Raw genomic sequence first — 23,272 nt, 5'->3', positions numbered from 1 at the left:
TCAGTCCGCCGCGAGCCCTCGGAAGGACATCTGTTGGCAGCCTCGCGCAACGCCTCCGCCGTACCCGCTGGTCCCCGTCGCGTGTCTTTCGCGCGTATCCAGGAGCCGCTCGAAGTTCCTGACCTTCTGGCCCTGCAGACCGAGTCTTTCGACTGGCTGCTCGGCAACGACAAGTGGAAGGCCCGGGTAGAGGCGGCTCGCCAGGCCGGGCGCAGGGACGTCCCGACCCAGTCGGGCCTCGAAGAGATCTTCGAAGAGATCAGTCCGATCGAGGACTTCTCGGGGACCATGTCCTTGTCGTTCCGCGATCACCGGTTCGAGCCGCCGAAGTACTCCGTAGACGAGTGCAAAGACAAGGACATGACCTACTCCGCCCCGATGTTCGTCACGGCGGAGTTCATCAATAACACCACTGGTGAGATCAAGAGCCAGACGGTGTTCATGGGTGATTTCCCGCTCATGACGCCGAAGGGCACGTTCATCATCAACGGCACCGAGCGTGTCGTGGTCTCGCAGCTGGTCCGTTCGCCCGGTGTGTATTTCGAGCGCACTGTGGACAAGACCTCCGACAAGGACCTGTACGGGTGCAAGGTGATCCCGTCGCGGGGGGCCTGGCTGGAGTTCGAGATCGACAAGCGTGACAGCGTCGGTGTGCGTATCGACCGGAAGCGCAAGCAGGCCGTGACGGTGCTGCTGAAGGCGCTGGGCTGGACGACCGACCAGATTCTGGAGCGGTTCGGCCAGTACGAGTCGATGCGGGCGACGCTGGAGAAGGATCACACGGCGGGTCAGGACGACGCGCTGCTGGACATCTACCGCAAGCTGCGGCCGGGTGAGCCGCCGACCAAGGAGTCGGCGCAGACGCTGCTGGAGAATCTGTACTTCAACGCCAAGCGGTACGACCTGGCGAAGGTGGGCCGCTACAAGATCAACAAGAAGCTCGGGGTCGACTCGGAGATCACGCAGGGCACCCTGACCGAAGAGGACATCGTCGCCACGATCGAGTACATCGTCCGGCTGCACGCCGGCGAGGAGTCGATGCCGGGCGCCAACGGTGAGGTGATCGTCGAGGTCGACGACATCGACCACCTCGGCAACCGGCGGATCCGGAACGTGGGGGAGCTGGTCCAGAACCAGGTGCGCCTGGGTCTGACCCGCATGGAGCGGGTGGTGCGCGAGCGGATGACGACCCAGGACGTCGAGGCGATCACGCCGCAGACCCTGATCAACATCCGGCCGGTCGTGGCGTCGATGAAGGAGTTCTTCGGCACCTCGCAGCTGTCGCAGTTCATGGACCAGACCAATCCCCTGACCGGGCTGACGCACCGCCGGCGCCTGTCGGCCGTGGGACCGGGCGGCCTGTCCAAGGAACGGGCGGGCGTGGAGATGCGTGACGTGCATCCGTCCCACTACGGCCGGATGTGCCCGATCGAGACCCCCGAGGGCCCGAGCATCGGCCTCATCGGCTACCTCGCCTGTTTCGCTCGGCTCAACGCCTTCGGCTTCATCGAGACGCCCTACCGCAAAGTCGTCGACGGCAAGGTGACCGAGCAGATCGACTACCTGACCGCCGATGAGGAGGACAGATACATCATCGCCCAGGCGAACTCCCCTCTCACGGCCGACGGCGGCTTCGCCGAGCCGCGGGTGATGGTCCGCACGAAGGGCGGCGAGGCCGAGTACGTCCGCGGCCACGACGTGCACTACATGGACGTCTCACCGCGCCAGATGGTGTCGGTGGCGACGGCGATGATCCCGTTCCTGGAGCACGACGACGCCAACCGCGCGCTGATGGGCGCGAACATGATGCGCCAGTCCGTCCCCCTGCTGCGGAGCGAGGCGCCGTTCGTCGGCACCGGCATGGAGTACCGCGCCGCCACGGACACGGGTGACCTGGTGCTCGCCGCGAAGGCCGGGGTGGTCGAGGAGGTCTGCGCCGACTACGTCACGGTCAGGAACGACGACGGCACCAGTACGACGTACCGGCTGGCGACGTTCAGGCACTCCAACCAGGGCACGAGCATCAACCAGAAGCCGATCGTGGACGAGGGCCAGCGGGTGGAGGCCCGCCAGGTCATCGCGGACGGTCCCTCCACGGACGGCGGTGAGCTGGCGCTGGGCAAGAACCTCCTGGTGGCGTTCATGCCGTGGGAGGGCTACAACTACGAGGACGCCATCGTGCTGTCCCAGCGCCTGGTGCAGGACGACGTGCTGTCGTCGATCCACATCGAGGAGCACGAGGTCGACGCCCGCGACACCAAGCTGGGCCCCGAGGAGATCACCCGCGACATCCCCAACGTCTCCGAGGAGGTGCTGGCCGACCTCGACGACCGTGGCATCGTCCGCATCGGCGCGGACGTGAGGACCGGCGACATCCTGGTCGGCAAGGTCACCCCGAAGGGCGAGACCGAGCTGACCCCTGAGGAGCGGCTGCTGCGCGCGATCTTCGGCGAGAAGGTCCGCGAGGTCCGTGACACCTCGCTGAAGGTGCCGCACGGCGAGTCCGGCAAGGTCATCGGCGTCCGGGTGTTCTCCCGCGAGGAGGGCGACGAGCTTCCTCCGGGCGTCAACGAGCTGGTCCGCGTCTATGTCGCGCAGAAGCGCAAGATCACCGACGGCGACAAGCTGGCCGGCCGCCACGGCAACAAGGGCGTCATCTCGAAGATCCTGCCCGTGGAGGACATGCCGTTCCTGGAGGACGGTACCCCGGTCGACATCATCCTCAACCCGCTGGGCGTGCCCGGCCGGATGAACGTCGGGCAGGTGCTGGAGACACACCTGGGCTGGATCGCCGCCCAGGGGTGGGACATCTCCGGCGTCGAGGAGGCGTGGGCCGAGCACCTGCGCGACAAAGGCTTCGGCCAGGTCGAGCCGGGCACCAGGGTGGCCACCCCCGTCTTCGACGGCGCGCACGAGGAGGAGATCGTCGGCCTCCTCGCCAACGCCGTGCCCAACCGCGACGGCGAACGCCTGGTGGGGCGGAGCGGCAAGGCCATGCTCTTCGACGGCCGCAGCGGCGAACCGTTCCCCTATCCCATCGCCGTCGGCTACATGTACATACTCAAGCTGAACCACCTGGTCGACGACAAGATCCACGCCCGCTCGACCGGCCCGTACTCGATGATCACCCAGCAGCCGCTCGGCGGTAAGGCCCAGTTCGGCGGCCAGCGCTTCGGCGAGATGGAGGTGTGGGCGCTAGAGGCGTACGGCGCGGCCCACGCGCTCCAGGAGCAGCTCACGATCAAGTCCGACGACGTGGTCGGCCGGGTGAAGGTCTACGAGGCCATCGTCAAGGGCGAGAACGTCCCCGAGCCCGGCATCCCGGAGTCCTTCAAGGTCCTCATCAAGGAGATGCAGTCGCTGTGCCTCAACGTCGAGGTGCTCTCCAGCGACGGCATGTCCATCGAGATGCGCGACACCGACGAGGACGTCTTCCGCGCCGCGGAGGAGCTCGGCATCGACCTGTCCCGGCGCGAGCCGAGCAGCGTGGAGGAGGTCTGAGCCGCGCTACGGGTGCTGCTGGTCCCAGCGGGTACGGGCGGCGGCGACGGCGTCCTTGTGCTCGCGGGACCAGTCGGCGAGGGCGGACACCATGCCCGCCAGGCTCCTGCCCATGTCCGTGAGCCGGTAGTCGGTCTGCGGCGGGACGGTCGGATAGAGCGTACGTTCGACCAGCCCGTCGCGGCACAGCCGTTTCGTGGTCAGCGTGAGCATCCGCTGCGAGATGCCGGGGATCGCGCGTTCCAGCTCACGGAAGCGGCGCGTTCCCTTGGCCAGCTCGACCAGCGCCAGCACGGTCCATCGATCCCCGAGCCGGTCGAGCACGTCGCGGATCCCGCAGTCGTCATCACCACACGGCCCGGCCGGGGCTGAGCCGTTGACCTGCGGGATTACCGCCGTGTTCGTCACTGACACGAAAGTGCCTCCTTACGGTGCCGCGGCCGGGCGCGGATGATCGGTCACGTTCTGATCCAGATCAACATCGGGGAGCACCGAATGATTCTCGTGACCGGCATCTCCGGCGGGCTCGGCGGACTGATCCACCGCGGCCTGTCCGCCCTGGACGGCCTTGAGGTGGCGGGCGGCACCCGCTCCGGCGACGGCGTGGCCGCCCGCCGGATCGACTTCGACGACCCGGCCTCGCTCGCTGCCGGCTTCCAGGGCGTGGACGTCCTCGTGTTCGTCTCGGCCGGGTACGCCGAGGACGACGTGGTGCTCGCCCGCCACGGCGCCGTGGTGGACGCGGCCGAGGCCGCGGGCGTCCGGCATGTCGTCTACACCAGCCTCGCGCGGTCGGGCGAGGCGCTGACGATCGCGCTGCCGCACCGCTGGACCGAGGCGCGCCTCGCCGCGGCCTCGTTCGAGGTGACGATCCTGCGCAACGGCCTCTACGCCGAGGTCGCGGCCGGGCCGGCCATGCTGGGCGCCGCAACGGCCGCCGAGACCGGCGTGTTCGCCGCCGCGCTCGGCGCCGGGCGGATGACGGCGGTGGCGCGGGAGGACCTGGCCGACGTCGCCGTCCGGGTGGCGGCGGAGATCCGGCACGACCTCGCCGAAGGCCGCCGCAGCCGGCACGCGGGCCGGACGTACGAGCTGGAGGGCGTCGAGGCGGTCGGCGGCGACGACCTCGCCGAGGCACTGACCGGCGTGCTGGACCGGCCGGTCCGCTACCGGCCGATCCCGCTGTCGGCCGCCCGCGAGGCCCTGACCGGCCTCGGCCTGGAGCCCTACCAGGTCACGCACACGCTCTCGACCTTCTCCAACGTCATCGCCGGCAACCTTCAGGCCCGGGGGAGCGACCTGCCCGCCCTCCTGCCCACCGAGCCCCGCCCCGTACGCGACCAGATCCTCCGGGCCCTCGTGGCAACCGCCGGCAGCGGCGCCTGAACGACCCGCTCACGAGCCGCGGCAGCTCTTCCCGGCCTGCTGAACGCACCCTTCGGGCAGCAGGGGACCCTCGTCGGTCCAGCCATGCTTCCTGACCACTCGTCGCTCAGCCGGTGGAGCTTCGAGCGCCCAGGCTCCAGATCCGGATCGTCCTGTCCCCGCCTCCGGAGATGACGACAGGGGTTCCGTCGCTGCGCCACCCGGTCGCCAAGGCGCCGATCGGACGGGTGTGCCCGGCGAGGGGTTCGCCGACGCGCTCCCCGGTGTCCAGGTCCCACATCAGCAGGTTGCCGTCGTCATCGCCGGAGACGATGACGGGGGAGCCGTCACCCCGCCGCCCGACCACCACCTCGACGTCGCCACGACTCGGGGCGGCGATGGACGCGCCGATCGGCTTGCCGGTGTCCAGGTTCCAGATCCGGATCCAACTCGGTGGCGTGCCGCCGTCCTCGTCGGGAAAGGGCGGAATGTCGCCGGAGACGGCCACCGGAGTGCCGTCGCTGCGCTTACCCACGGCGAGCCCTTCCACCAGGCAGATGCCACAGCGGCTGAGAGATCCGCTGAGAGGTTTGCCGGTGTTCATGCTCCAGATGCGCGCCCTGCCGTTGGTCGCGCCCGTGACGAACACCGGGGTGCCGTCGCTGCGCTTGCCGGTGACCAACTGGGTGACCGTGAGGCCAAAGGGATTGACGGATGGTTTGCCGATGAGCTTCCCCGTGTCCAGGTTCCAGATCTCGACATCCCGGGTCAGGGCGTCGCCACTGGAGACGATTACTGGGGTGCCGTCAGCGCGCTTCCCCGTCGTCACCGCATGAACCGAACCCTTGTGCGCTTTGAGCGGCTTGCCGAGCGGCTTTCCGGTGTTGAGGTTCCAGATCCGGATGTCGTCGGCGGCGCCGGAGACGATGACCGGAGTCCCGTCGCTGCGCCTGCCGATGGCGACATCGTAAATCTCGCCCTTGTGCCCCCTGAGGGGCTTCCCGAGAGCCTTGCCGGTGTCCAGGTTCCAGATCCGCACGGTCCTGTCGAGTCCGGCGGAGACGATGACCGGGGTGCCGTCGCTGCGCCTGCCCACGGCCACCGCCTCGACTGTGCCCGTGTGACCTTTTAGCGGCTTGCCGAGCTGCTCGGAGGCGAGGCGGGAATCGGGGGTCGCCCTGGCTGCCGACGGACCCAACGGCCCGATGATCAGCAGAGCTCCCGTCGCGACGGCCAGCGCCTTCACCTTCACCGGCACGGTCCGCCCATATCCACTCCATCACCCGGAAGCCGGCCCAATGTGATCTTCGATTGCCGACACCCTAGCCTCATGCACAGGCAACGTAAAAGGCCGCCACGCCACGGGTCACGGGGGACCCTCGTAGCCGGACGGCGGTGTGCTCGCCGTGTAGGGCGCGATGGGCAGGGGCCGGTCGGTGAGGAACGCGCTGATGGCGGTCATGACCACGGCACGGCCACCGTGGTAGACGTTGTGCCCGGCCCCGGTCACGTAGATCAGCTGGGAGTTCGGCAGCAGGTCCCGGTAGCCGGCCGCGGAACGCCAGGACAGGTAGTCACAGGAGCCTTTGACGATGAGACCCGGTGTGGTGAGGCCGGCCAGCGCGGCACGCGGGTCGCTCGGGCGCGGGGCGGTCGCCGACTGCGGGTACTGCATGGCATAGAAGCCGGTGCCCTGCTCCGGGCGGTCGGGGATCTCGGCGCCGCGGCAGTGCAGCGCGGGCCTGGTGAGGCCGACGACCGTGTCGTTGCGCGTGTCGGCCTCGGCGTCGGGCAGGAAGGCGTGGGCCGCCGCCGGGTTGACCTGGAGCAGCAGGTAGCTCAGCAGTGGACGGGGTGCGAGCAGCTGAGCGTACAGCCTCGCCTTCTGGGCCACGGCGAGCCGGGCGCTGACGAGGTTGCCGCTGGTGTCGGCCGGATCCAGCGCCTCGGGAGAGGTCAGCACCAGTTGGGCCACCCGGCCGGGGTGGGCGGCGAGGTAGCGGGCGGCGATCTGGCCGCCGTAGGAGTGGCCGATGAGCACGACCTTGTCCAGCCCCAGCCGCTCCCGCAGGCCCTCCAGGTCGGCCACGGCGCGCTCACGGGTGTGACCGCGTGGATCGCTCAGCCGGGCCGAGCTTCCGGTGCCGAGCTGCTCGTAGAGGTAGACGTCGAAACCCTGGCCGGTGAGGGAGGCGAACGAGCGCGCGTTCTCCTGCAGTTCGGGCACGCCCGGGCCGCCGTGCACCACGATGACCGGCGTACGGCGCGGCGCGGCGCGTGCGGCGAGCTTGACCACGGTGAGCCGCGATCCGGTGGCGAGCTGCACCGGGAACGCTCCCGGTACGGCGACGGCCGCGGCCGGGGCCTGCGGGCGCGGCACCACGGCCGCGGCCCCGAACACCGCACCCGGCAGCAGCACGCCCACCGCGAACATCGTCCGCCGTGCCGCACGCCGACGGGCGCGTGGCGTACGTCTGGCGGCGACCAGCGCCACACCGGCGTAACCGGCGGCGGCGAACACGCCCATACCGGCCGCCATGAACAGCGCGGGCGCGGCGGCCATCCGCGCGACAGCCAGCAGCACGACCAGACCGCATGCCGAAGCCGCCACCGTCACGACGGCGACTGCCAGGCCCGTCACCAGCCGCGAACGTCTCGCCCCGGCCCCCCGCACCGTCTCCCGACTCACAGGGCTAGTCAACGGAGCCCGCGCTCTCCCCGCCTCGGGGGATCACCTGAATCTTCCCCTACCAGCCCCTGAGCCGTCGGCCACCGCTCCGGCGGGCACGAATGACCGACAAACGACTAAGAGGCCAGATCCTCAATCTTGGGATCTAGCCTCTTGGCTGGTGAAACACTGTGGGGCTACCAGGACTTGAACCTGGGACCTCTTCCTTATCAGGGAAGCGCTCTAACCGACTGAGCTATAGCCCCGCTGCACACCGAACCGTATCGCATCCATGGTGTGGAGGCGAACCGGTTGCGCGGACGAGGAAAAGCTTACCGCGTCCGGGGAGCTGCTCGCGCCGTCACCGGCCCCGGCAGGCCCGGGAGGGACGGCGCGAGCGGCCTTCCGCGTACGCGTTATTCGGCCTCGCTGAAGGTCACCTCGACGCCCCCGACGAGGTCGGAGGAGATGTTGTAGATGACCGCGCCCAGCGTGGACAGTGCGGTGATCAGCACGACGTTGACCGCGCCGATCAGGGCCGTGTAGCCGAGGATGCGCACCGGCTCGAACCACGAGGCGATGTCGATCGGGATCGAGCTCTGGCCCTGCTCACCCTGGCCGAGCTGGTTGACCAGGTCCACGATGCTGTCGAACACGCCGAGAGCCTGCAGCACGCCGTAGAGCACGGCCACGGCCACGAACAGCACCACGAAGCACACCAGCGACACCACGAAGCTGAACTTCATGGCCGACCACGGTTCGATGCGCCGCAGGACCAGGTGGGCCTTGCGGGGCAGCCGGCCGCCGCCGCCGGAGTTGGAGGAGTTCTTCTTGTTCTTGCCACCCGCCAGCTCCACCTGCGGCGGAGCCTCGGTGGCCAGCGACGGGCGGGCGCGCATGCCGTCGTTGCGGTTGCCGTCGACCGGCGCGCCGGGCGCCTGGGAGCGCTGCTGTGGTTCGTCCTTGGTCGGGACGGGCTTGCCCTGCGCGGGCGAAGTGCTGTCCTGACCGTCGTCGACCGGGTTGAAAATCTCGGTTTCTCCGGGCTTTTTCGGCTGCTGTCCGTTACCCGAAGCCGCCTGGGTCCTGGCGGGGCCACCCTGGGCGCTCATGGACTACTCTCCTCCCCCGTCTTCATCACTGTCCTCCGAAGCCTCCATGGACTCCGCGTTCCGGGCGAGGGCAACCACGCTGTCGCCTTCGGCGAGATTCATCAATCGAACTCCCATGGTCTGACGGCCGGACTGCTTGATCTCGCCGGCACTCGTCCGGATCACACCGCCGGCGGACGTGATCGCGAAGACCTCGTCCTCAGGGTTGACCATGACGGCTCCAACCAGCTTGCCACGGGAACTCACGATCTTCGCCGTCAGCACCCCCCTACCGCCACGGCCTTGAACTGGATACTGCTCCACTGGCGTCCGCTTTGCGTACCCTGCCTTCGTGGCGATAAGCACGTCTTGACCGTCGGCCATGCGATTCATGGCGAGAAGTTCGTCGCCTTCGAGGAACCTCATGCCGATCACGCCGCTGGTGGCCCGCCCCATGGGGCGGAGCGCCTCGTCGGAGGCCGTGAACCTGATGGCCTGTGCCCCCTTGGACACCAGCAGCAGGTCGTCGTTCTCGGAGACCAGACGGGCTCCGATGACCTCGTCGTCCTCCCGCAGGTTGATCGCGATCAGACCGCCGGACCTGGGGGAGTCGTACTCCGACAGGCGGGTCTTCTTGACCAGGCCGCTGCGGGTGGCCAGGACGAGGTAGGGCGCGACGTCGTAGTCGCGCAGGTCGAGAACCTCCATGACTGTTTCGTCGGGCTGCATGGCCAAAAGGTTCGCAAGATGCATGCCCCGGGCGTCACGCGCGCCCTCGGGCAGCTCGTACGCCTTGACCCGGTAGACCCGGCCCTTGTTCGTGAAGAACAGCAGCCAGTGGTGGGTGGTGGTGACGAAGAAGTGGTCGACGATGTCGTCCTGGCGCAGCTGAGCGCCGCGAACGCCCTTGCCGCCCCGCTTCTGGGCGCGGTAGGAGTCGGTCTTGGTGCGCTTGGCGTAGCCGCCGCGGGTGATGGTGACGACGATCTCGTCCTCGGCGATGAGGTCCTCGATCGACATGTCGCCGTCGTAGGCGATGATCTCGGTCTTCCGCTCGTCGCCGTAGCGGCCGACGACCTCGGCGAGCTCCTCGTTGATGATCTCCCGCTGGCGGGCCTCGCTGGCGAGGATCGCGTTGTACTCGGCGATCTGCGTCATGAGGGAGTCGTACTCGTCCTGGATGGCCTGGCGCTCCAGGGCCGCGAGCTTGCGCAGCTGCATGTCGAGGATGGCCTGCGCCTGGACCTCGTCGATCTCCAGCAGCGACATGAGGCCCTGCTGGGCGTGCGCCGCGGAGTCCGAGGCCCGGATGAGGGCGATGACGTCGTCGAGGCGCTCCAGGGCCTTCAGCAGGCCGCGCAGGATGTGGGCGCGCTCCTCGGCCTTGCGCAGGAGGTAGCGGGTGCGCCGGACGATGACCTCGATCTGGTGGGCCACGTAGTGCCGGATGAACTGGTCGAGGCGCAGCGTGCGCGGCACGCCGTCGACCAGGGCCAGCATGTTGGCGCCGAAGGTGTCCTGGAGCTGGGTGTGCTTGTAGAGGTTGTTGAGCACGACCTTGGCGACCGCGTCCCGTTTGAGGACGATCACCAGGCGCTGGCCGACCCGGGAGGAGCTCTCGTCGCGTACGTCGGCGATGCCGGTGAGCTTGCCCTCGCGGACCAGCTCGGCGATCTTCAGCGCGAGGTTGTCGGGGTTGACCTGGTAGGGCAGCTCGGTGACGACCAGCGCCTGCCGCCCCTTCTCCTCCTCGACCTCGACCACGGCCCGCATGGTGATCGAGCCGCGGCCGGTGCGGTAGGCGTCCTCGATGCCCCGCCGGCCGACGATGAGCGCCTTGGTGGGGAAGTCGGGGCCCTTGACCAGCCTGATCGACGCTTCGAGCAGCTCGTCGTCGGTGGCATCGGGGTTCTCCAGCGCCCACTTGACCGCCGCGGCGACCTCGCGCAGGTTGTGCGGCGGGATGTTGGTGGCCATGCCGACCGCGATGCCGCCCGAGCCGTTGACCAGGAGCTGCGGGAAGCGCGACGGGAGGACGTCGGGCTCCTGCGACTTGCCGTCGTAGTTGGGACGGAAGTCGACGGTGTCCTTGTCGATGTCGCGCAGCATCTCCATGGCGATGGGCGCGAGCTTGCACTCGGTGTAGCGCATCGCCGCGGCCGGGTCGTTGCCCGGCGAGCCGAAGTTGCCCTGGCCGTCGACCAGCGGGTAGCGCAGCGACCACGACTGGGCGAGGCGGACCAGCGCGTCGTAGATGGAGGTGTCGCCGTGGGGGTGGTAGGTGCCCATCACGTCACCGACGACGCGGGCGCACTTGAAGTAGCCGCGGTCGGGGCGGTAGCCCCCGTCGTACATCGCGTACAGCACCCGCCGGTGAACGGGCTTGAGGCCGTCGCGTACGTCCGGCAGCGCTCTGGACACGATGACCGACATCGCGTAGTCCATGTAGCTGCGCTGCATCTCGGACTGGATGTCCACCGGTTCGATGCGGTCAGCCGGGGGAGTGGTGTTCACGTCCGTCACAGGTGAAATTCCTTAAACGTCGAGGAAGCGCACGTCACGGGCGTTACGGATGATGAAGTCGCGCCGCGCCTCCACGTCCTCGCCCATGAGCACGCTGAACAGGTCGTCGGCCTGCGCCGCGTCGTCGAGCGTGACCAGCCGCAGCAACCGGGTCGCCGGGTTCATCGTGGTCTCCCAGAGCTGGCCGGCGTTCATCTCGCCGAGGCCCTTGAAGCGCTGCACGTTGTCGCGGGGCCGGGGGTCGGGCTTGCCGTTGGCGATGCCCTCGGCGATGACCGCGTCCCGCTCGGGGTCGGAGTAGGCGTAGGAGGCGTCCTCGCCCTTCCGGTCCCACTTGATCTTGTACAGCGGCGGGCAGGACAGGTAGACGTGTCCGGCCTCGATCAGCGGCCGCATGAACCTGAACAGCAGCGTCAGCAGCAGCGTGTTGATGTGCTGGCCGTCGACGTCGGCGTCGGCCATCAGGATGACCTTGTGGTAGCGCAGCTTGCCGATGTCGAACTCGTCGTGCACGCCGGTGCCGAGCGCGGTGATGAGCGCCTGCACCTCGTTGTTCTTCAGGACCTTGTCGATCCGCGCCTTCTCGACGTTGAGGATCTTGCCGCGGATGGGCAGGATCGCCTGGAAACGCGAGTCGCGGCCGCCCTTGGCCGAGCCGCCGGCCGAGTCGCCCTCGACGATGAACAGCTCGCACTTCTCCGGGTCGTTCCACTGGCAGTCGGCCAGCTTGCCCGGCAGGCCGCTGCCGGACTCCAGGAGCGACTTGCGCCGGGTCAGGTCGCGGGCCTGGCGGGCGGCGATGCGCGCGCGTGAGGCCTGCAGCGACTTGCTGATGATGTCCTTGGCCTCGCCGGGGTTGCGCTCCAGCCAGTCGCGCAGGTGGTCGTTGCACGCCTTCTGGACGAACGACTTCGCCTCGGTGTTGCCCAGCTTGGTCTTGGTCTGGCCCTCGAACTGCGGGTCGGACAACTTGACCGAGATGATCGCGGTCAGGCCCTCGCGGACGTCCTCGCCCGAGAGGTTGTCGTCCTTGCCCTCCTTGAGGAACTTCTGCTCGCGCGCGTAGCGGTTGACGATGGACGTCAGCGCCGCGCGGAAGCCCTCCTCGTGGGTGCCGCCCTCAGCCGTGTTGATCATGTTGGCGAACGTGTAGACCGACTCCGAGTAGGAGTTGTTCCACTGCATCGCGATCTCGACCGCGATGCCGTCGCCCTCCTCCTCGAAGGCGATGATCGACGCGTGCGCCGGCTCCTTCTTGGCGTTGAGGTGCTTGACGAAGTCGGACAGGCCGCCCTCGTAGTGGTAGGTGACGGTGTGCGGTTCGTCGCCGTTGACGTGATCGGGCCGCTCGTCGGTGAACGTGATGACGAGGCCCTTGTTGAGGAACGCCGTCTCCTGGAAGCGCCGCGAGAGCGTCTCGTAGTTCCAGGTGGTGGTCTCGAAGACGTCGGGGTCGGGCCAGAACGTGATCGTGGTGCCGGTCTCGTCGGTGCCCTCGCCCTTGGCCAGCGGCGCGACGGGCTTGGAGTGCTCGAAACGCTGGCGCCAGTAGTGGCCGTTCTGCTTGATCTCGACGTCCATGGCGGTCGACAGCGCGTTGACGACGGCCGAGCCGACGCCGTGCAGGCCGCCGGAGACGGCGTAGGCCTGGCTGTCGAACTTGCCGCCGGCGTGCAGCGTGGTCAGCACGACCTCGACCGCGGAGCGCTTCTCCACAGGGTGGATGCCCGTGGGGATGCCGCGGCCGTCGTCGACCACCCGGACGCCGTTGTCGGCGAGCAGCGTGATCTCGATGCGGTTGGCGTAACCGGCCAGGGCCTCGTCCACCGAGTTGTCCACGATCTCGTAGACAAGGTGGTGCAGGCCGCGCTCGCCGGTCGAGCCGATATACATACCCGGGCGCTTGCGAACCGCCTCAAGCCCTTCGAGTACGGTGATTGAGCTAGCGTCGTAGGACAACTGCGAAATCCTCCTGCCGCGGACACGCGGCGGGGGAGGCGCTCGTGTTGCGAAGCTGCCCCTGCCGTGCCCGTCACCGTCGTGAGTGCCCCGATGCGCGGTCACCCAGGGGAGTCGGCTTGCTGCCGGGGTGACACGCAAGCGGACGTGTCCGGAATCCTTTTTCATTCTACCGCTTCCGGAGCCCTGTGGTGGCAATGAACGCGCCTGTGGTCGCCTCTAGCTCGTTTTGCCCCCGGCCCAGCATCCCCCCTCCGGAAAGGGGGCTTATCGCGTCTGGGGGCTTTCTGATCGCCCCCGGCGCCTAACCGTAGGTGTCACCCGGACCTCGGCTTCCGGTCACCCGCAAACCCCCTGATGGACGCGGCGCGTTCTGCGGCCCTCTGACCTTGACCTTCGTGACCGTGCCCTCGCCGAGCTCCTCGTTGAGCCTGCGTACGAGGGTGCGCGCGAGCAGCCGCACCTGCGTCGCCCAGGCCGTCGAGTCGGCCAGGATCAGCACCTCGCCGTCCTCGAACGAGTCGGGCTTGGTGTGGGCGGCGAGGTCGGGGCCCACGATCTCGGGCCAGCGCCCGAACACGCCGCCGACGGCCGCGGAACGCTCCCAGCCGCGGTCGGCCAGCAGGTCGGCTATCGCCCGTCCGAAAAGCTGGGGGTCGCCGGCCTCCCTGCGCGGGCCGGCCCCACGCCGCCGGGGCTCGCGGCGGGGGAGCTGGCCGCGCTTGGCGGCGTCGGCCTTGGCCTGGGCGAGCTTCTCCCTGGCCATGGCGACCCCTCTGGCCGTACGGGCGGTCGGGTTGTCCTCATCTGACACGGGTCACGCTCCCCTCCACCACGTCGAACCTGGCGCCCGCGAGCTCCTTAGGCACGTCGTCGGGCACGGCGGCGGTGATCAGCACCTGCTCGGCGGGCGCCACCATCTCGGCCAGCCGGCGCCGGCGCTGGCTGTCGAGCTCGGCGAAGACGTCGTCGAGGATCAGCACGGGATCGCCGCCGTCGGCCCGCAGCAGGTCGTAGGCGGCCAGCCGCAGCGCCAGCGCGAACGACCACGACTCCCCGTGGCTGGCGTAGCCGCGGGCGGGCAGCTCGCCGAGGCCGAGGACCAGGTCGTCGCGGTGGGGGCCGACGAGCGTGACGCCCCGCTCCAGCTCCGACTGGCGCACCTCCAATAGCCGCTCCCGCAGACGCTCTTCAAGGGTTTTCCCCAAGTCTGTGGATAACGTCTGTGTATCGAAAGATCCCCGCTCACCGGGGACTTCGCCCCCCTGACCCCCCTCGTCGTCGTCCCCACCTGTGGACAACGTGCTGCGATAGGCCAGCGTCGCGGGGGCGCTCGACGGGGCCAGCGCCGCGTAGGAGCCGGCGACCAGGGGACGCAGCGCCTCGATCAGCTCCAGCCGCGCCTTCAGCAGCTCGGCCCCGTGCCGGGCGAGGTGGGCGTCCCACACCTCCAGCGTGCTCAGGGGGTCGCCCGCGCCCGCGGCGGCGAACGCGGTGTCGCTCTCCTGCCTGCGGGCGCCACGGCTGCCCCTGCGGGCCTGCGCGGCCGTGCGCAGCAGGGCGCCGCGCTGCTTCAGCACCCGGTCATAGTCGGCGCGCACGCCGGCGAATCTGGGCGCCCTGGCCACCAGCAGGTCGTCGAGGAAGCGGCGGCGCTCGGACGGGTCGCCCTTGGACAGCGCGAGGTCCTCGGGGGCGAACAGCACCGTGCGCAGCAGGCCCACGACGTCGCGGGCCCGTGAGACGGGCGAGCGGTTGAGCCGCGCGCGGTTGGCCCGGCCCGGGTTGATCTCCAGCTCGATCAGCGCCCGCCGGTCGTCCCTGTGGACGGCGCAGCGCACGATCGCCCTGGCGGCCCCCTGGCGGACGAGGGGCGCGTCGGTCGCCACCCGGTGGCTGGAGTGCGTCGCGACGTAGCCGAGGGCCTCGACCAGGTTGGTCTTGCCCTGGCCGTTGGGCCCCACGAAGGCCGTGACGCCCGGCTCCAGGCCGAACTCCACGGAGACGTAGGACCGGAAGTCGGTCAGCGAGAGGTGGGCGACGTGCACCTCAAAGAGGTTAGTCGGCCTCGCGCGCCGCTGGGTTCATCGGCGTGCGGTCTGTGGAAAACCTCCCGCCGCCGGGCGGTCGCCTGTGGAAGCGCGGCCTTCGCTCGCCGAGGCGCGGCCTCCGGAGGCGCGCCTTCAGCGGTCGGTCTCCTTGGGCGGGTTGACGTCCGCGCCCGGCGCGTCGGCGCCCTTGGCGGTGCTGCCCTCGGTCGCGGTGATCGCGTGGCCGCCGAACTGGTTGCGCAGCGCGGCCACGACCTTCATCGCGGGGGAGTCGTCCTGGCGTGAGGCGAACCTGGCGTAGAGGGCGGCGGTGATGACCGGCAGCGGCACCGCGTGGTCGACGGCGGCCTGGACGGTCCAGCGGCCCTCGCCGGAGTCCTGCGCGTAGCCGCGGAGCTGGTCGAGGCGCTCGTCGTCGTCGAGGGCCCGGACCAGCAGGTCGAGCAGCCAGGAGCGGATGACGGTGCCGGTGCGCCAGCTCGAGAAGGAGCCACGTACGTCCTTGACGACGTCGGAGGCCTCCAGCAGCTCCCAGCCCTCGGCGAAGGCCTGCATCATGCCGTATTCGATGCCGTTGTGGACCATCTTCGCGAAGTGGCCGGCTCCGACGTCGCCCGCGTGGACGAAGCCGTCCTCGCCCTCGGGCTTGAGCGTCTCGAAGATCGGCATCAGCCGGTCGACGTGCTCCTTGTCGCCGCCGCACATGAGCGCGTAGCCGTTCTCGAGGCCCCACACACCGCCGCTCACGCCGCAGTCGACGAAGCCGATGCCCTTCTTGGCCAGCTCGGCGGCGTGCTTCTGGTCGTCCACATAGTGGGAGTTGCCGCCGTCGACGACGATGTCGCCCTCGTCGAGGAGCTCGCCCAGATCGTCCACGGTGGACTGGGTGGGCTTGCCCGCCGGCACCATGACCCAGACGACGCGTGGCGCCTCCAGGCGCTCGACGAGGCCCTTCAGGCTCTCGACGTCGCTGACCGAGGGATCGCGGTCGTAGCCGATGACGTCGTGACCTCCGCGGCGCAGGCGCTCGGCCATGTTGCCGCCCATCTTGCCCAGTCCCACCATGCCGATCTGCATGACTTTTTCCCTACCCCCTCGTCAGGCTTTCATCATCCCCGATGGCAGGATCAGCCTGACAGGCGGATGGGCATGATCAGGTATCGGTAGTCCGTGGTGGCACCGTCCTCCACAGGTTTGCCACCGGTGAGGATAGCGGGCTTCGTGGACGTGGTCATCTGGAGCCTGGCGATGTCGGAGTCGATCGCGCCGAGACCCTCCAGCAGGAACTGGTGGTTGAAGGCGATGTTCATCTCCTCGCCCTCGTAGTCCACAGGCAGGGCCTCGACGGCCTGGGCCTCGTCGCCGCTGCCGGCCTCCAGCACGACCTCGCCGCTGCGGAACGCCAGCCGTACCGGGGTGTTGCGCTCGGCGACGAGCGCCACGCGCTTGACCGCCTCGACGAACGGGCCTGTGGACAGGTCGGCGCGCGCGGAGAACTCGGTGGGGAGCAGCGAGCGGTACTTCGGGAACTCGGGGTCGAGCAGGCGCGTGGTGGTGCGGCGGCCGGCGCTGGAGAAGCCGATCATGCCCTCGCCGGTGCCGCCCGCGGAGCTGAGCGCGATCTCGACCTCGGCGCCGGTGCTGCCGAGCGCCTTGGCCGTGTCGGCGAGCGTCTTGCCGGGGATCATCGCGATGGCGGAGAAGTCGGGCTGGCCCGGCTGCCACTTCAGCTCGCGTACGGCGAGCCGGTAGCGGTCGGTGGCGGCGAGGGTCACCGTGTCGCCGTCGATCTCCATGCGGACGCCGGTGAGCATCGGCAGGGTGTCGTCACGGCCGGCGGCGACGGCCACCTGGGAGACGGCAGAGGCGAACACGTCGCTGCCGACCCGGCCCGCGGCCGGCGGCATGGCCGGCAGGGACGGGTAGTCCTCCACAGGCATGGTGAGGAGGGTGAACCGCGCGCTGCCACAGGTGACGACCGCCTTGGCGCCGTCGACCACGAAGTCCACAGGCTGTGCGGGAAGGGCGCGGGTGATCTCGGCGAGCAGCTTGCCCGAGACCAGGACGACACCGGCCTCGCCGGTGTGCAGCTCCAGCGTCACCTGGGCGGAGACCTCGTAGTCGAAGCCGGAGAGCTTCAGCTGCTGGTCGTCGGTGACCTCCAGGCGCATGCCCGCGAGGACGGGCACCGACGGGCGCGCCGGGAGGCTGCGTGCCGTCCAGGCCACCGCCTCGGCGAGTACGTCTCGCTCGATCCGGAACATCACGGTGATCGGCCTCCTGGGTCTGTCGTTGATTCGAGGATCCACTCTCCCGCACTCGCGCTCCGGGAGAAGCCCAACTATGGGTCTTTGAGTTTCTTAGTAAGAGATAGAAGAGGTCATCACACTAGGGGCTGTGGAAACTGTGGACAACCAGCCTTCGCCCTGGTCAGCGGCCCTGAATTCATCCACCGAGGCTGTGTGTGACGCCTGGGGGTAACTGGGGTCGCCTGGGGACGGCGAATCTTCGCCCACAGGCCGTCCCCAGATCATGGTCGCTTCATCCACGGGAAACCCGGGGTTATCCACGATGTTTCCACAGGTTATCCACGGGGTAGAAGAGGCCCTTCTGGAGCCCCAGATCGGTTGTGCACACGCTGTCCACACGTTATCCACGGACCGTCCCCAGGTTTCCCCCAGATGTCCCCAGGTTTGTCCCCAACCCTTGTGGGCGGATTTTTCGCGGCATTGCCGGGCACCGAGCGGCCTCGAATCGACGTTTCCGCTGCTCCACAGTGTTTTCCACAGGCTGTGCATAACACTCAGGACCCGCGCTGTGTCTGCTTGATGCGTATTGTCAGCTCGTTGACCTGGTTGTACATCGACTTGCGCTCCGCGATCAGCGAGCGGATCTTCCGCTCGGCGTGCATCACCGTGGTGTGGTCGCGACCGCCGAACTGCTGGCCGATCTTCGGCAGCGACAGCTCCGTCAGCTCCCGTGCGAGATACATGGCGATCTGCCGGGCGTTGACGAGCGCCCGGCTGCGCGAGGTGCCGCACAGGTCGTCGATGCTGATGCCGAAGTAGTTGGCGGTCTCGCTCATGATCGCCGCGATGGTGATCTCGGTGTCGGACTCCGAGGTGATGAGGTCCTTCAGTACCACCTCGGCGAGCTGCAGGTCGACGCCCTGCCGGTTGAGGCTGGCGAACGCGGTGACCCTGATCAGCGCGCCCTCCAGCTCCCGGATGTTGGTGGAGATGCGGCTGGCGATGTACTCCAGCACCTCGGGCGGCGCGGCCAGGCCCTCCTGGATGGCCTTCTTCCTGAGGATGGCGATGCGCGTCTCCAGCTCAGGCGGCTGGACGTCGGTGATCAGGCCCCACTCGAAGCGGTTGCGCAGCCGGTCCTCCAGCGTGATCAGCTGCTTCGGCGCGCGGTCGCTGGAGATGACGATCTGCTTGTTGGCGTTGTGGAGGGTGTTGAAGGTGTGGAAGAACTCCTCCTGCGTCTGCTCCTTGCCCTCCAGGAACTGGATGTCGTCGACGAGCAGGATGTCGATCGCCCGGTAGCGGCCGCGGAAGCCGTCGGCCTTGTGGTCGCGGATGCTGTTGATGAAGTCGTTGGTGAACTCCTCGGAGCTCACGTAGCGCACCCGGGCGCCGTCGTAGAGGCTCTGCGCGTAATGCCCGATCGCGTGCAGCAGGTGGGTCTTCCCCAGCCCCGAGTCTCCGTAGATGAACAGCGGGTTGTACGCCTTCGCCGGCGATTCCGCGACGGCCACGGCGGCCGCGTGCGCGAACCGGTTGCTGGCGCCGATGACGAAAGTCTCGAATGTGTACTTCTGGTTGAGCCGGGCCGGTTCGCTGGGTTTGCTGCTCTTTGCTTCCCACCGATTCGGCGCCGGCTCCGGCGTTTTCTCCACAGGCGGGGTGCCGGCCGGTGAGTACGGCTGCGCCTGTTCAAAAGCGAAGCCCTGCTGTGGATATTCGGTGGACGAACGCTCCGGCTCGGGCTGGGGAGAATAGAACTGCGGAGGCTCGGAAGCCTGCTGGGCCTGCGGTTGGAGGTGTTGTGTAAAACGCGGCTGGTTCTCCACACCTTGGGGATAACTCGAAGCCACAGGCTGTTGATGAGCGTCGACGACGGGCTGCTCGGGGGCCGTCGTGTCGATCATCACCGCCAGCCGCATCGTCCGGCCGAGCTCCTGGGACAGGGCGTGCGCGACGAGCGGGCGCAGTTTGCCCTCGATGAGGTCCTTGAGGAAGTCGTTGGGGACGCCGAGCACGATCGTGTCGTTGGCCAGGGCGATCGGGCGCACCATCGACAGCCACGTTCGCTGCTGGATCGGCACGTTCTCGTTGAGGAAGTTGCCCAGGGCCCTCGCCCATACCGTGCCGAGGTCGACACTGCTCACAGTGCGGTTCCCCCTCCTCCCTCTCGCGGCCTCCGCGGTCGTTCATCCACATGCCGGCGGTCGCTGACGATCTTCGGCCGCCTTTGTCCACAGCCCGGGAGGCGAGCGTCACGCTCAGTTCCTCCACAGGATCTCCACATGTTGTGCACAGTGGCGCTGCTGTGTTACCGCCGCTCCAGAAGGGCCGACAGTAACTCTGTGCACAGCTGTGTTCAAGGCGTTGTCCACAGCCTAGTGGCACCTGGGTGCACATACTGTGGACGCGTGCGGCCTGGGGAAAACTCGCCTGTGGATTGGTGGACAACCCGCCCGGTTTGACCTGGGAGGGCCTTGGCCCGTAACGTACGACGGTCGGCTTGTCACGCGACGGCTATTTCGCGTGCCCTCGCTTTTCTGGCAGGCCATCCTGTGTGTGTACCGCGCCCGCCGGGCGCACCAATGACCTGGAGCCCACCCGTGAGCAAGCGTACTTTCCAGCCGAACAACCGTCGCCGCGCGAAGACCCACGGCTTCCGGCTGCGGATGCGCACCCGGGCCGGCCGCGCCATCCTGGCCTCCCGCCGCCGCAAGGGCCGCGAGAAGCTGTCGGCCTGACCGTCCCACGCCTGATAGTCGGCCCGCCGGTGAATCTCGCCGGCGGGCGATAGGCATATACGGTGCTGTCCCGGCAATCCCGCATGCGGCGCGGGGAGGATTTCGAGGCGGCCGTGCGGCGAGGCAAGCGCGCGGGTCGCCCCACTTTGGTGGTGCATTTTCGCGTTTCCGGGGAAGAGCCACCCCTGGTGGGTTTCGTGGTGAGCAAGGCCGTGGGCGGCGCTGTCACCCGGAACAAGGTCAAACGGCGGCTCCGACACCTGATGCGGGAGCGTCTTGACCGGCTGCCGGGAGGTAGCCTGCTTGTGGTACGCGCCAATCCACCGGCCGCGTCCGCGCGATTCGAGCACCTGGCCGCCGAGCTCGATGCCGCGCTGGATCGTTTGCTCAGGCGGCGCGATGCCTCGACGGGTGGACAGAGATGACGGAGCAGGTGCACGAGGTGCCGAGCGTCGCGGCTCGGGTGCTGATCGTCCCGATCCGGTTCTATCGGGCGTTCATCAGCCCGCTGCTCGGCCCACGCTGCCGTTTCTATCCGTCGTGCAGTGCCTACGGCCTCGAGGCGATCGCCACGCATGGTGCGTTGCGTGGCATCTGGCTGACTGTCCGGCGCATCGGGCGGTGCCACCCATTCCATCCCGGAGGTATAGACCCGGTGCCCCCACGCCCGGTCCGGTCTCACGAAACGCAAGGGAGATAGCTCGGTGGAGCTGTCCTGGCTCAATTGGCTGTACACAGCCGTCGCCCAAGTCATCACCTGGATCCACAGTGCTTACAGCACGTTCCTCGACCCGAACAGCGGTTTGACGTGGGCGCTCACCATCATCACGCTGACGATCTTCATGAGGATCCTGATCTTCCCTCTGTTCCTCAAGCAGATGCGGTCGTCGCGGAAGATGCAGGAGCTGGCGCCGAAGGTCCAGGAGCTCCGCAAGCGTTACAAGAACGACAAGCAGCGCATGAACCAGGAGGTCATGGCGCTGTACCAGGGGGCCGGGGCCAACCCGCTCGGCGGCTGTCTCCCCGTCGTCGCCCAGTTCCCGATCTTCATCTCGATGTTCACCGTGCTCCGGGCGATCGCGGCGGACGAGGCGAAGTTCGGCATGACGCAGGAACTGGTCGACAGCGCCAAGCACGCGCTCATCCTGGGCGCCCCGCTGCCCGCGACGTTCTTCGAGGCGCCCACGGCGATGGAGAAGGTCGTCATCGGCTTCTTCGTCGCGATCAGCTCGCTGACCACGTTCCTCACCGTCCGGCAGAGCGTGACCCGCTCCATGGCCCAGATGCCGGACAACCCCATGGCGCAGCAGCAGAAGATCCTGATGTACATCTCGCCGCTGTTCGCCTTCTTCAGCCTGAACTTCCCCCTCGGCCTGATCCTCTACTGGGTCACCACCAACCTGTGGACGCTCGGCCAGCAGCACTGGTTCTACAGCCGGCACCCGATGCCGCAGTTCGACGCCAAGGGCAACGCGATCCCCGTGGAGCCGAAGCAGGGCCTGATCGCCAAGATCCGCAAGACGACTCCGGAGGAGCAGGCCCCTCCGCCCCCGCCGGAGCCTAAGATCATCAGGCAGCAGCCGAGCCGCCAGCCTCGCAGCAAGCGCACCGGCAGCAAGAAGTCGTGACCACGAAGGAGAGGCCGGCCATGACCGAGGCCGAGCAGAAGAATGCTCCTGATCTCGCCGCCCTGGAGCAGGAGGGCGAGATCGCTGCCGACTACGTCGAGGGGCTTCTCGACATCGCCGACATCGACGGCGACATCGACATGGACGTCGAGGGCGACCGTGCGCTCGTCTCCGTCGTCGGGCTCAAGGGCAATGAGCTGGTGGGCCCCGGGGGAGAGGTCCTGGAGGCGCTGCAGGAGCTGACCCGCCTGGCCGTGCACCGCCAGACCGGCGAGCGCTCGCGGCTGATGCTCGACGTCGGCGGCTACCGGGAGCGCCGGCGCGCCGAGCTGACCAAGCTCGGCACCGAGGTCGCCAACCAGGTCAAGGAGCGCGGCGAGCCCAAGTCGCTGCAGCCGATGACCCCGTTCGAGCGCAAGATCGTCCACGACGCGGTGGCCGCCGCCGGGCTCAGCAGCGAGTCCGAGGGCGAGGAGCCCAACCGCTACGTGGTGGTCCTGCCCGCCTGATTCTCCGCTTCGTCGCGGCCGTCTGCCCCGCCCCCTGGCGAGCGGCAGGCGGCCGTTCTCTTTATCCTGGTACGTACCTCGGCCGCCTTAATGCGGTGATACAAGCACGTACGTCCCTATGCTGCCGGTCCGTCCGCCACCGCCGACGGCGTGCTCGAAGGTCACCCTCAGGGCGGCCCGCTAGTCTTCCCTTGTGATCGCCCGATTAGCCTGGGGACGTGGAAGCTCCCCGCGGGGACGGTCACGCCCGGCCACGACACCAGCACCGAGAAAGGGCCTCCAACCAGTGAGCGATGAGCTGCCGGCGCCGCCGGACATAGCGCGGGACGTCTTCGCCGGGGAGGCTTGGGATCGCGCCAACGCGTTCGCCGAGCTGCTGGCGGGGCCCGGCGTGGTCCGCGGGCTGCTGGGGCCGCGGGAGGTGCCGCGGATCTGGGACCGCCATCTGCTCAACTGCGCGGTCGTCGCCGAGGCCGTGCCCGCCGATGTCGAGCTGGTCGACATCGGCTCCGGCGCCGGGCTGCCGGGGCTCGTGCTGGCGATCGTCCGACCGGACATCCGGGTCACGCTGCTGGAGCCGCTGCTGCGCCGTACCGTGTTCCTGGAGGAGTGCGTCGCGACGCTCAAGCTCGGCAACGTCGAGGTGCTGCGCGGCCGGGCGGAGGAGCTGGCCGGCAAGCGGGTCTTCGACGTCGCCAGCGCCCGTGCGGTCGCGCCGCTCGACCGGCTGCTGACGTGGGCGATGCCGCTGCTGCGCGAGGGCGGCGAGCTCATCGCCATGAAGGGGGAGCGGGCGGCCGGTGAGCTGGCCGAGGCCGAAGCCCAATTGCGCGCCAGTGGAGCCCGAACGGCCGAGCTTGTGACCGTCGGGCGCGGTAAGGTCGAGCCGCCTGCAACACTGGTTCGGGTGGTTGCGGGTCGCGCGCCGGAGCGAGCCGGGCGGCGACGGAGGAGGTGACGGTTGTGCCAGTCGCGTCAAGCGGTCTC

General features: G+C 68.6%; 19 protein-coding genes and 1 tRNA gene. 8 read left to right on the top strand and 12 right to left on the bottom strand.

Features of this window, described 5'->3' with window-relative positions:
- Positions 1 to 33: 33 nt before the first annotated feature.
- Entirely contained in the window at positions 34 to 3,501 is a 3,468-nt protein-coding gene (rpoB, locus tag SMD20_RS30475) for a DNA-directed RNA polymerase subunit beta (protein WP_329587939.1), read from the top strand.
- 6 nt (positions 3,502 to 3,507) lie between these two features.
- Here rpoB and SMD20_RS30470 read toward each other — a convergent pair whose 3' ends face one another.
- Positions 3,508 to 3,915 carry a winged helix-turn-helix transcriptional regulator gene (locus tag SMD20_RS30470; protein WP_329587936.1) on the bottom strand — a complete coding sequence of 136 codons (408 nt, stop codon included), beginning with the start codon at positions 3,913 to 3,915 and terminating at the stop codon, positions 3,508 to 3,510.
- A gap of 81 nt (positions 3,916 to 3,996) precedes the next feature.
- On the opposite strand from SMD20_RS30470, the gene SMD20_RS30465 reads away from it, so the two are divergent.
- On the top strand, positions 3,997 to 4,887 hold the full coding sequence (locus tag SMD20_RS30465; RefSeq protein WP_329587934.1) for an NAD(P)H-binding protein: 891 nt from the start codon (positions 3,997 to 3,999) through the stop codon (positions 4,885 to 4,887).
- Positions 4,888 to 4,993: 106 nt separating this feature from the next.
- Here the strand turns inward: SMD20_RS30465 and SMD20_RS30460 are convergent, their stop codons facing one another.
- From SMD20_RS30460 to dnaA, 11 genes are all read right to left on the bottom strand, one after another.
- Positions 4,994 to 6,124, bottom strand: coding sequence for a WD40 repeat domain-containing protein (locus SMD20_RS30460; RefSeq protein WP_329587931.1), 1,131 nt, complete (start codon positions 6,122 to 6,124; stop codon positions 4,994 to 4,996).
- Positions 6,125 to 6,232: 108 nt separating this feature from the next.
- On the bottom strand, positions 6,233 to 7,507 hold the full coding sequence (locus SMD20_RS30455; protein ID WP_329587928.1) for an alpha/beta fold hydrolase: 1,275 nt from the start codon (positions 7,505 to 7,507) through the stop codon (positions 6,233 to 6,235).
- Between the two features lie 219 nt (positions 7,508 to 7,726).
- Positions 7,727 to 7,800: transfer RNA gene (locus SMD20_RS30450), tRNA-Ile, on the bottom strand.
- Between the two features lie 150 nt (positions 7,801 to 7,950).
- Positions 7,951 to 8,646, bottom strand: a complete 696-nt coding sequence (locus SMD20_RS30445) for a DUF3566 domain-containing protein (RefSeq protein ID WP_329587925.1) — start codon at positions 8,644 to 8,646, stop codon at positions 7,951 to 7,953.
- 3 nt (positions 8,647 to 8,649) lie between these two features.
- Entirely contained in the window at positions 8,650 to 11,148 is a 2,499-nt protein-coding gene (gene gyrA, locus SMD20_RS30440) for a DNA gyrase subunit A (RefSeq protein ID WP_329587922.1), read from the bottom strand.
- Positions 11,149 to 11,160: 12 nt separating this feature from the next.
- Entirely contained in the window at positions 11,161 to 13,086 is a 1,926-nt protein-coding gene (gene gyrB / locus SMD20_RS30435; protein ID WP_442942612.1) for a DNA topoisomerase (ATP-hydrolyzing) subunit B, read from the bottom strand.
- Between the two features lie 325 nt (positions 13,087 to 13,411).
- A complete protein-coding gene (locus SMD20_RS30430) occupies positions 13,412 to 13,921 on the bottom strand; it encodes a DUF721 domain-containing protein (RefSeq protein ID WP_329587917.1) in 510 nt (169 codons plus the stop codon).
- The gene (recF, locus tag SMD20_RS30425) at positions 13,911 to 15,155 is read right to left on the bottom strand and encodes a DNA replication/repair protein RecF (RefSeq protein ID WP_329587914.1); all 1,245 of its coding nucleotides are present in this window, start codon (positions 15,153 to 15,155) and stop codon (positions 13,911 to 13,913) included. Before recF ends, SMD20_RS30430 begins: the two co-directional genes overlap by 11 nt.
- Positions 15,156 to 15,290: 135 nt before the next feature.
- Positions 15,291 to 16,235 (bottom strand): phosphogluconate dehydrogenase (NAD(+)-dependent, decarboxylating), encoded by a 945-nt coding sequence (gene gnd / locus SMD20_RS30420; protein ID WP_329587912.1) that lies wholly within the window; start codon positions 16,233 to 16,235, stop codon positions 15,291 to 15,293.
- Positions 16,236 to 16,285: 50 nt separating this feature from the next.
- On the bottom strand, positions 16,286 to 17,425 hold the full coding sequence (dnaN, locus tag SMD20_RS30415; RefSeq protein ID WP_329587909.1) for a DNA polymerase III subunit beta: 1,140 nt from the start codon (positions 17,423 to 17,425) through the stop codon (positions 16,286 to 16,288).
- 536 nt (positions 17,426 to 17,961) lie between these two features.
- Positions 17,962 to 19,554 carry a chromosomal replication initiator protein DnaA gene (dnaA, locus tag SMD20_RS30410; protein ID WP_329587907.1) on the bottom strand — a complete coding sequence of 531 codons (1,593 nt, stop codon included), beginning with the start codon at positions 19,552 to 19,554 and terminating at the stop codon, positions 17,962 to 17,964.
- A gap of 456 nt (positions 19,555 to 20,010) precedes the next feature.
- On the opposite strand from dnaA, the gene rpmH reads away from it, so the two are divergent.
- The 6 genes from rpmH to rsmG all read left to right on the top strand — a co-directional run bounded on the left by rpmH (position 20,011) and on the right by rsmG (position 23,243).
- Positions 20,011 to 20,148, top strand: coding sequence for a 50S ribosomal protein L34 (rpmH, locus tag SMD20_RS30405; protein WP_020547366.1), 138 nt, complete (start codon positions 20,011 to 20,013; stop codon positions 20,146 to 20,148).
- A 62-nt stretch (positions 20,149 to 20,210) separates the two neighbouring features.
- Positions 20,211 to 20,573 carry a ribonuclease P protein component gene (gene rnpA, locus SMD20_RS30400; RefSeq protein WP_091088344.1) on the top strand — a complete coding sequence of 121 codons (363 nt, stop codon included), beginning with the start codon at positions 20,211 to 20,213 and terminating at the stop codon, positions 20,571 to 20,573.
- Entirely contained in the window at positions 20,570 to 20,848 is a 279-nt protein-coding gene (yidD, locus tag SMD20_RS30395; protein WP_084685948.1) for a membrane protein insertion efficiency factor YidD, read from the top strand. The genes rnpA and yidD overlap by 4 nt, the downstream gene beginning before the upstream one ends.
- 4 nt (positions 20,849 to 20,852) lie before the next feature.
- The gene (yidC, locus tag SMD20_RS30390; RefSeq protein WP_329587899.1) at positions 20,853 to 21,776 is read left to right on the top strand and encodes a membrane protein insertase YidC; all 924 of its coding nucleotides are present in this window, start codon (positions 20,853 to 20,855) and stop codon (positions 21,774 to 21,776) included.
- A 20-nt stretch (positions 21,777 to 21,796) separates the two neighbouring features.
- Positions 21,797 to 22,285 (top strand): Jag family protein, encoded by a 489-nt coding sequence (locus SMD20_RS30385; protein ID WP_329592724.1) that lies wholly within the window; start codon positions 21,797 to 21,799, stop codon positions 22,283 to 22,285.
- A gap of 286 nt (positions 22,286 to 22,571) precedes the next feature.
- Positions 22,572 to 23,243, top strand: a complete 672-nt coding sequence (gene rsmG, locus SMD20_RS30380) for a 16S rRNA (guanine(527)-N(7))-methyltransferase RsmG (RefSeq protein WP_329587896.1) — start codon at positions 22,572 to 22,574, stop codon at positions 23,241 to 23,243.
- Positions 23,244 to 23,272 lie beyond the last annotated feature (29 nt).

Origin of the sequence: Nonomuraea sp. LP-02 (genome assembly GCF_036289125.1) — a bacterium.
GTDB lineage: Bacteria > Actinomycetota > Actinomycetes > Streptosporangiales > Streptosporangiaceae > Nonomuraea > Nonomuraea bangladeshensis.
The sequence above is the reverse complement of the archived record's forward strand: the minus strand, read 5'-3'. Positions and strand labels throughout refer to the sequence as shown.

Coding starts and splice junctions, on each gene's coding strand:
- SMD20_RS30465 (WP_329587934.1), top strand. CDS start 3,997: ATGATTCTCGTGACCGGCATCTCCGGCGGGCTCGGCGGACTGATCCAC.
- SMD20_RS30445 (WP_329587925.1), bottom strand. CDS start 8,646: ATGAGCGCCCAGGGTGGCCCCGCCAGGACCCAGGCGGCTTCGGGTAAC.
- gnd (WP_329587912.1), bottom strand. CDS start 16,235: ATGCAGATCGGCATGGTGGGACTGGGCAAGATGGGCGGCAACATGGCC.
- yidD (WP_084685948.1), top strand. CDS start 20,570: ATGACGGAGCAGGTGCACGAGGTGCCGAGCGTCGCGGCTCGGGTGCTG.
- SMD20_RS30385 (WP_329592724.1), top strand. CDS start 21,797: ATGACCGAGGCCGAGCAGAAGAATGCTCCTGATCTCGCCGCCCTGGAG.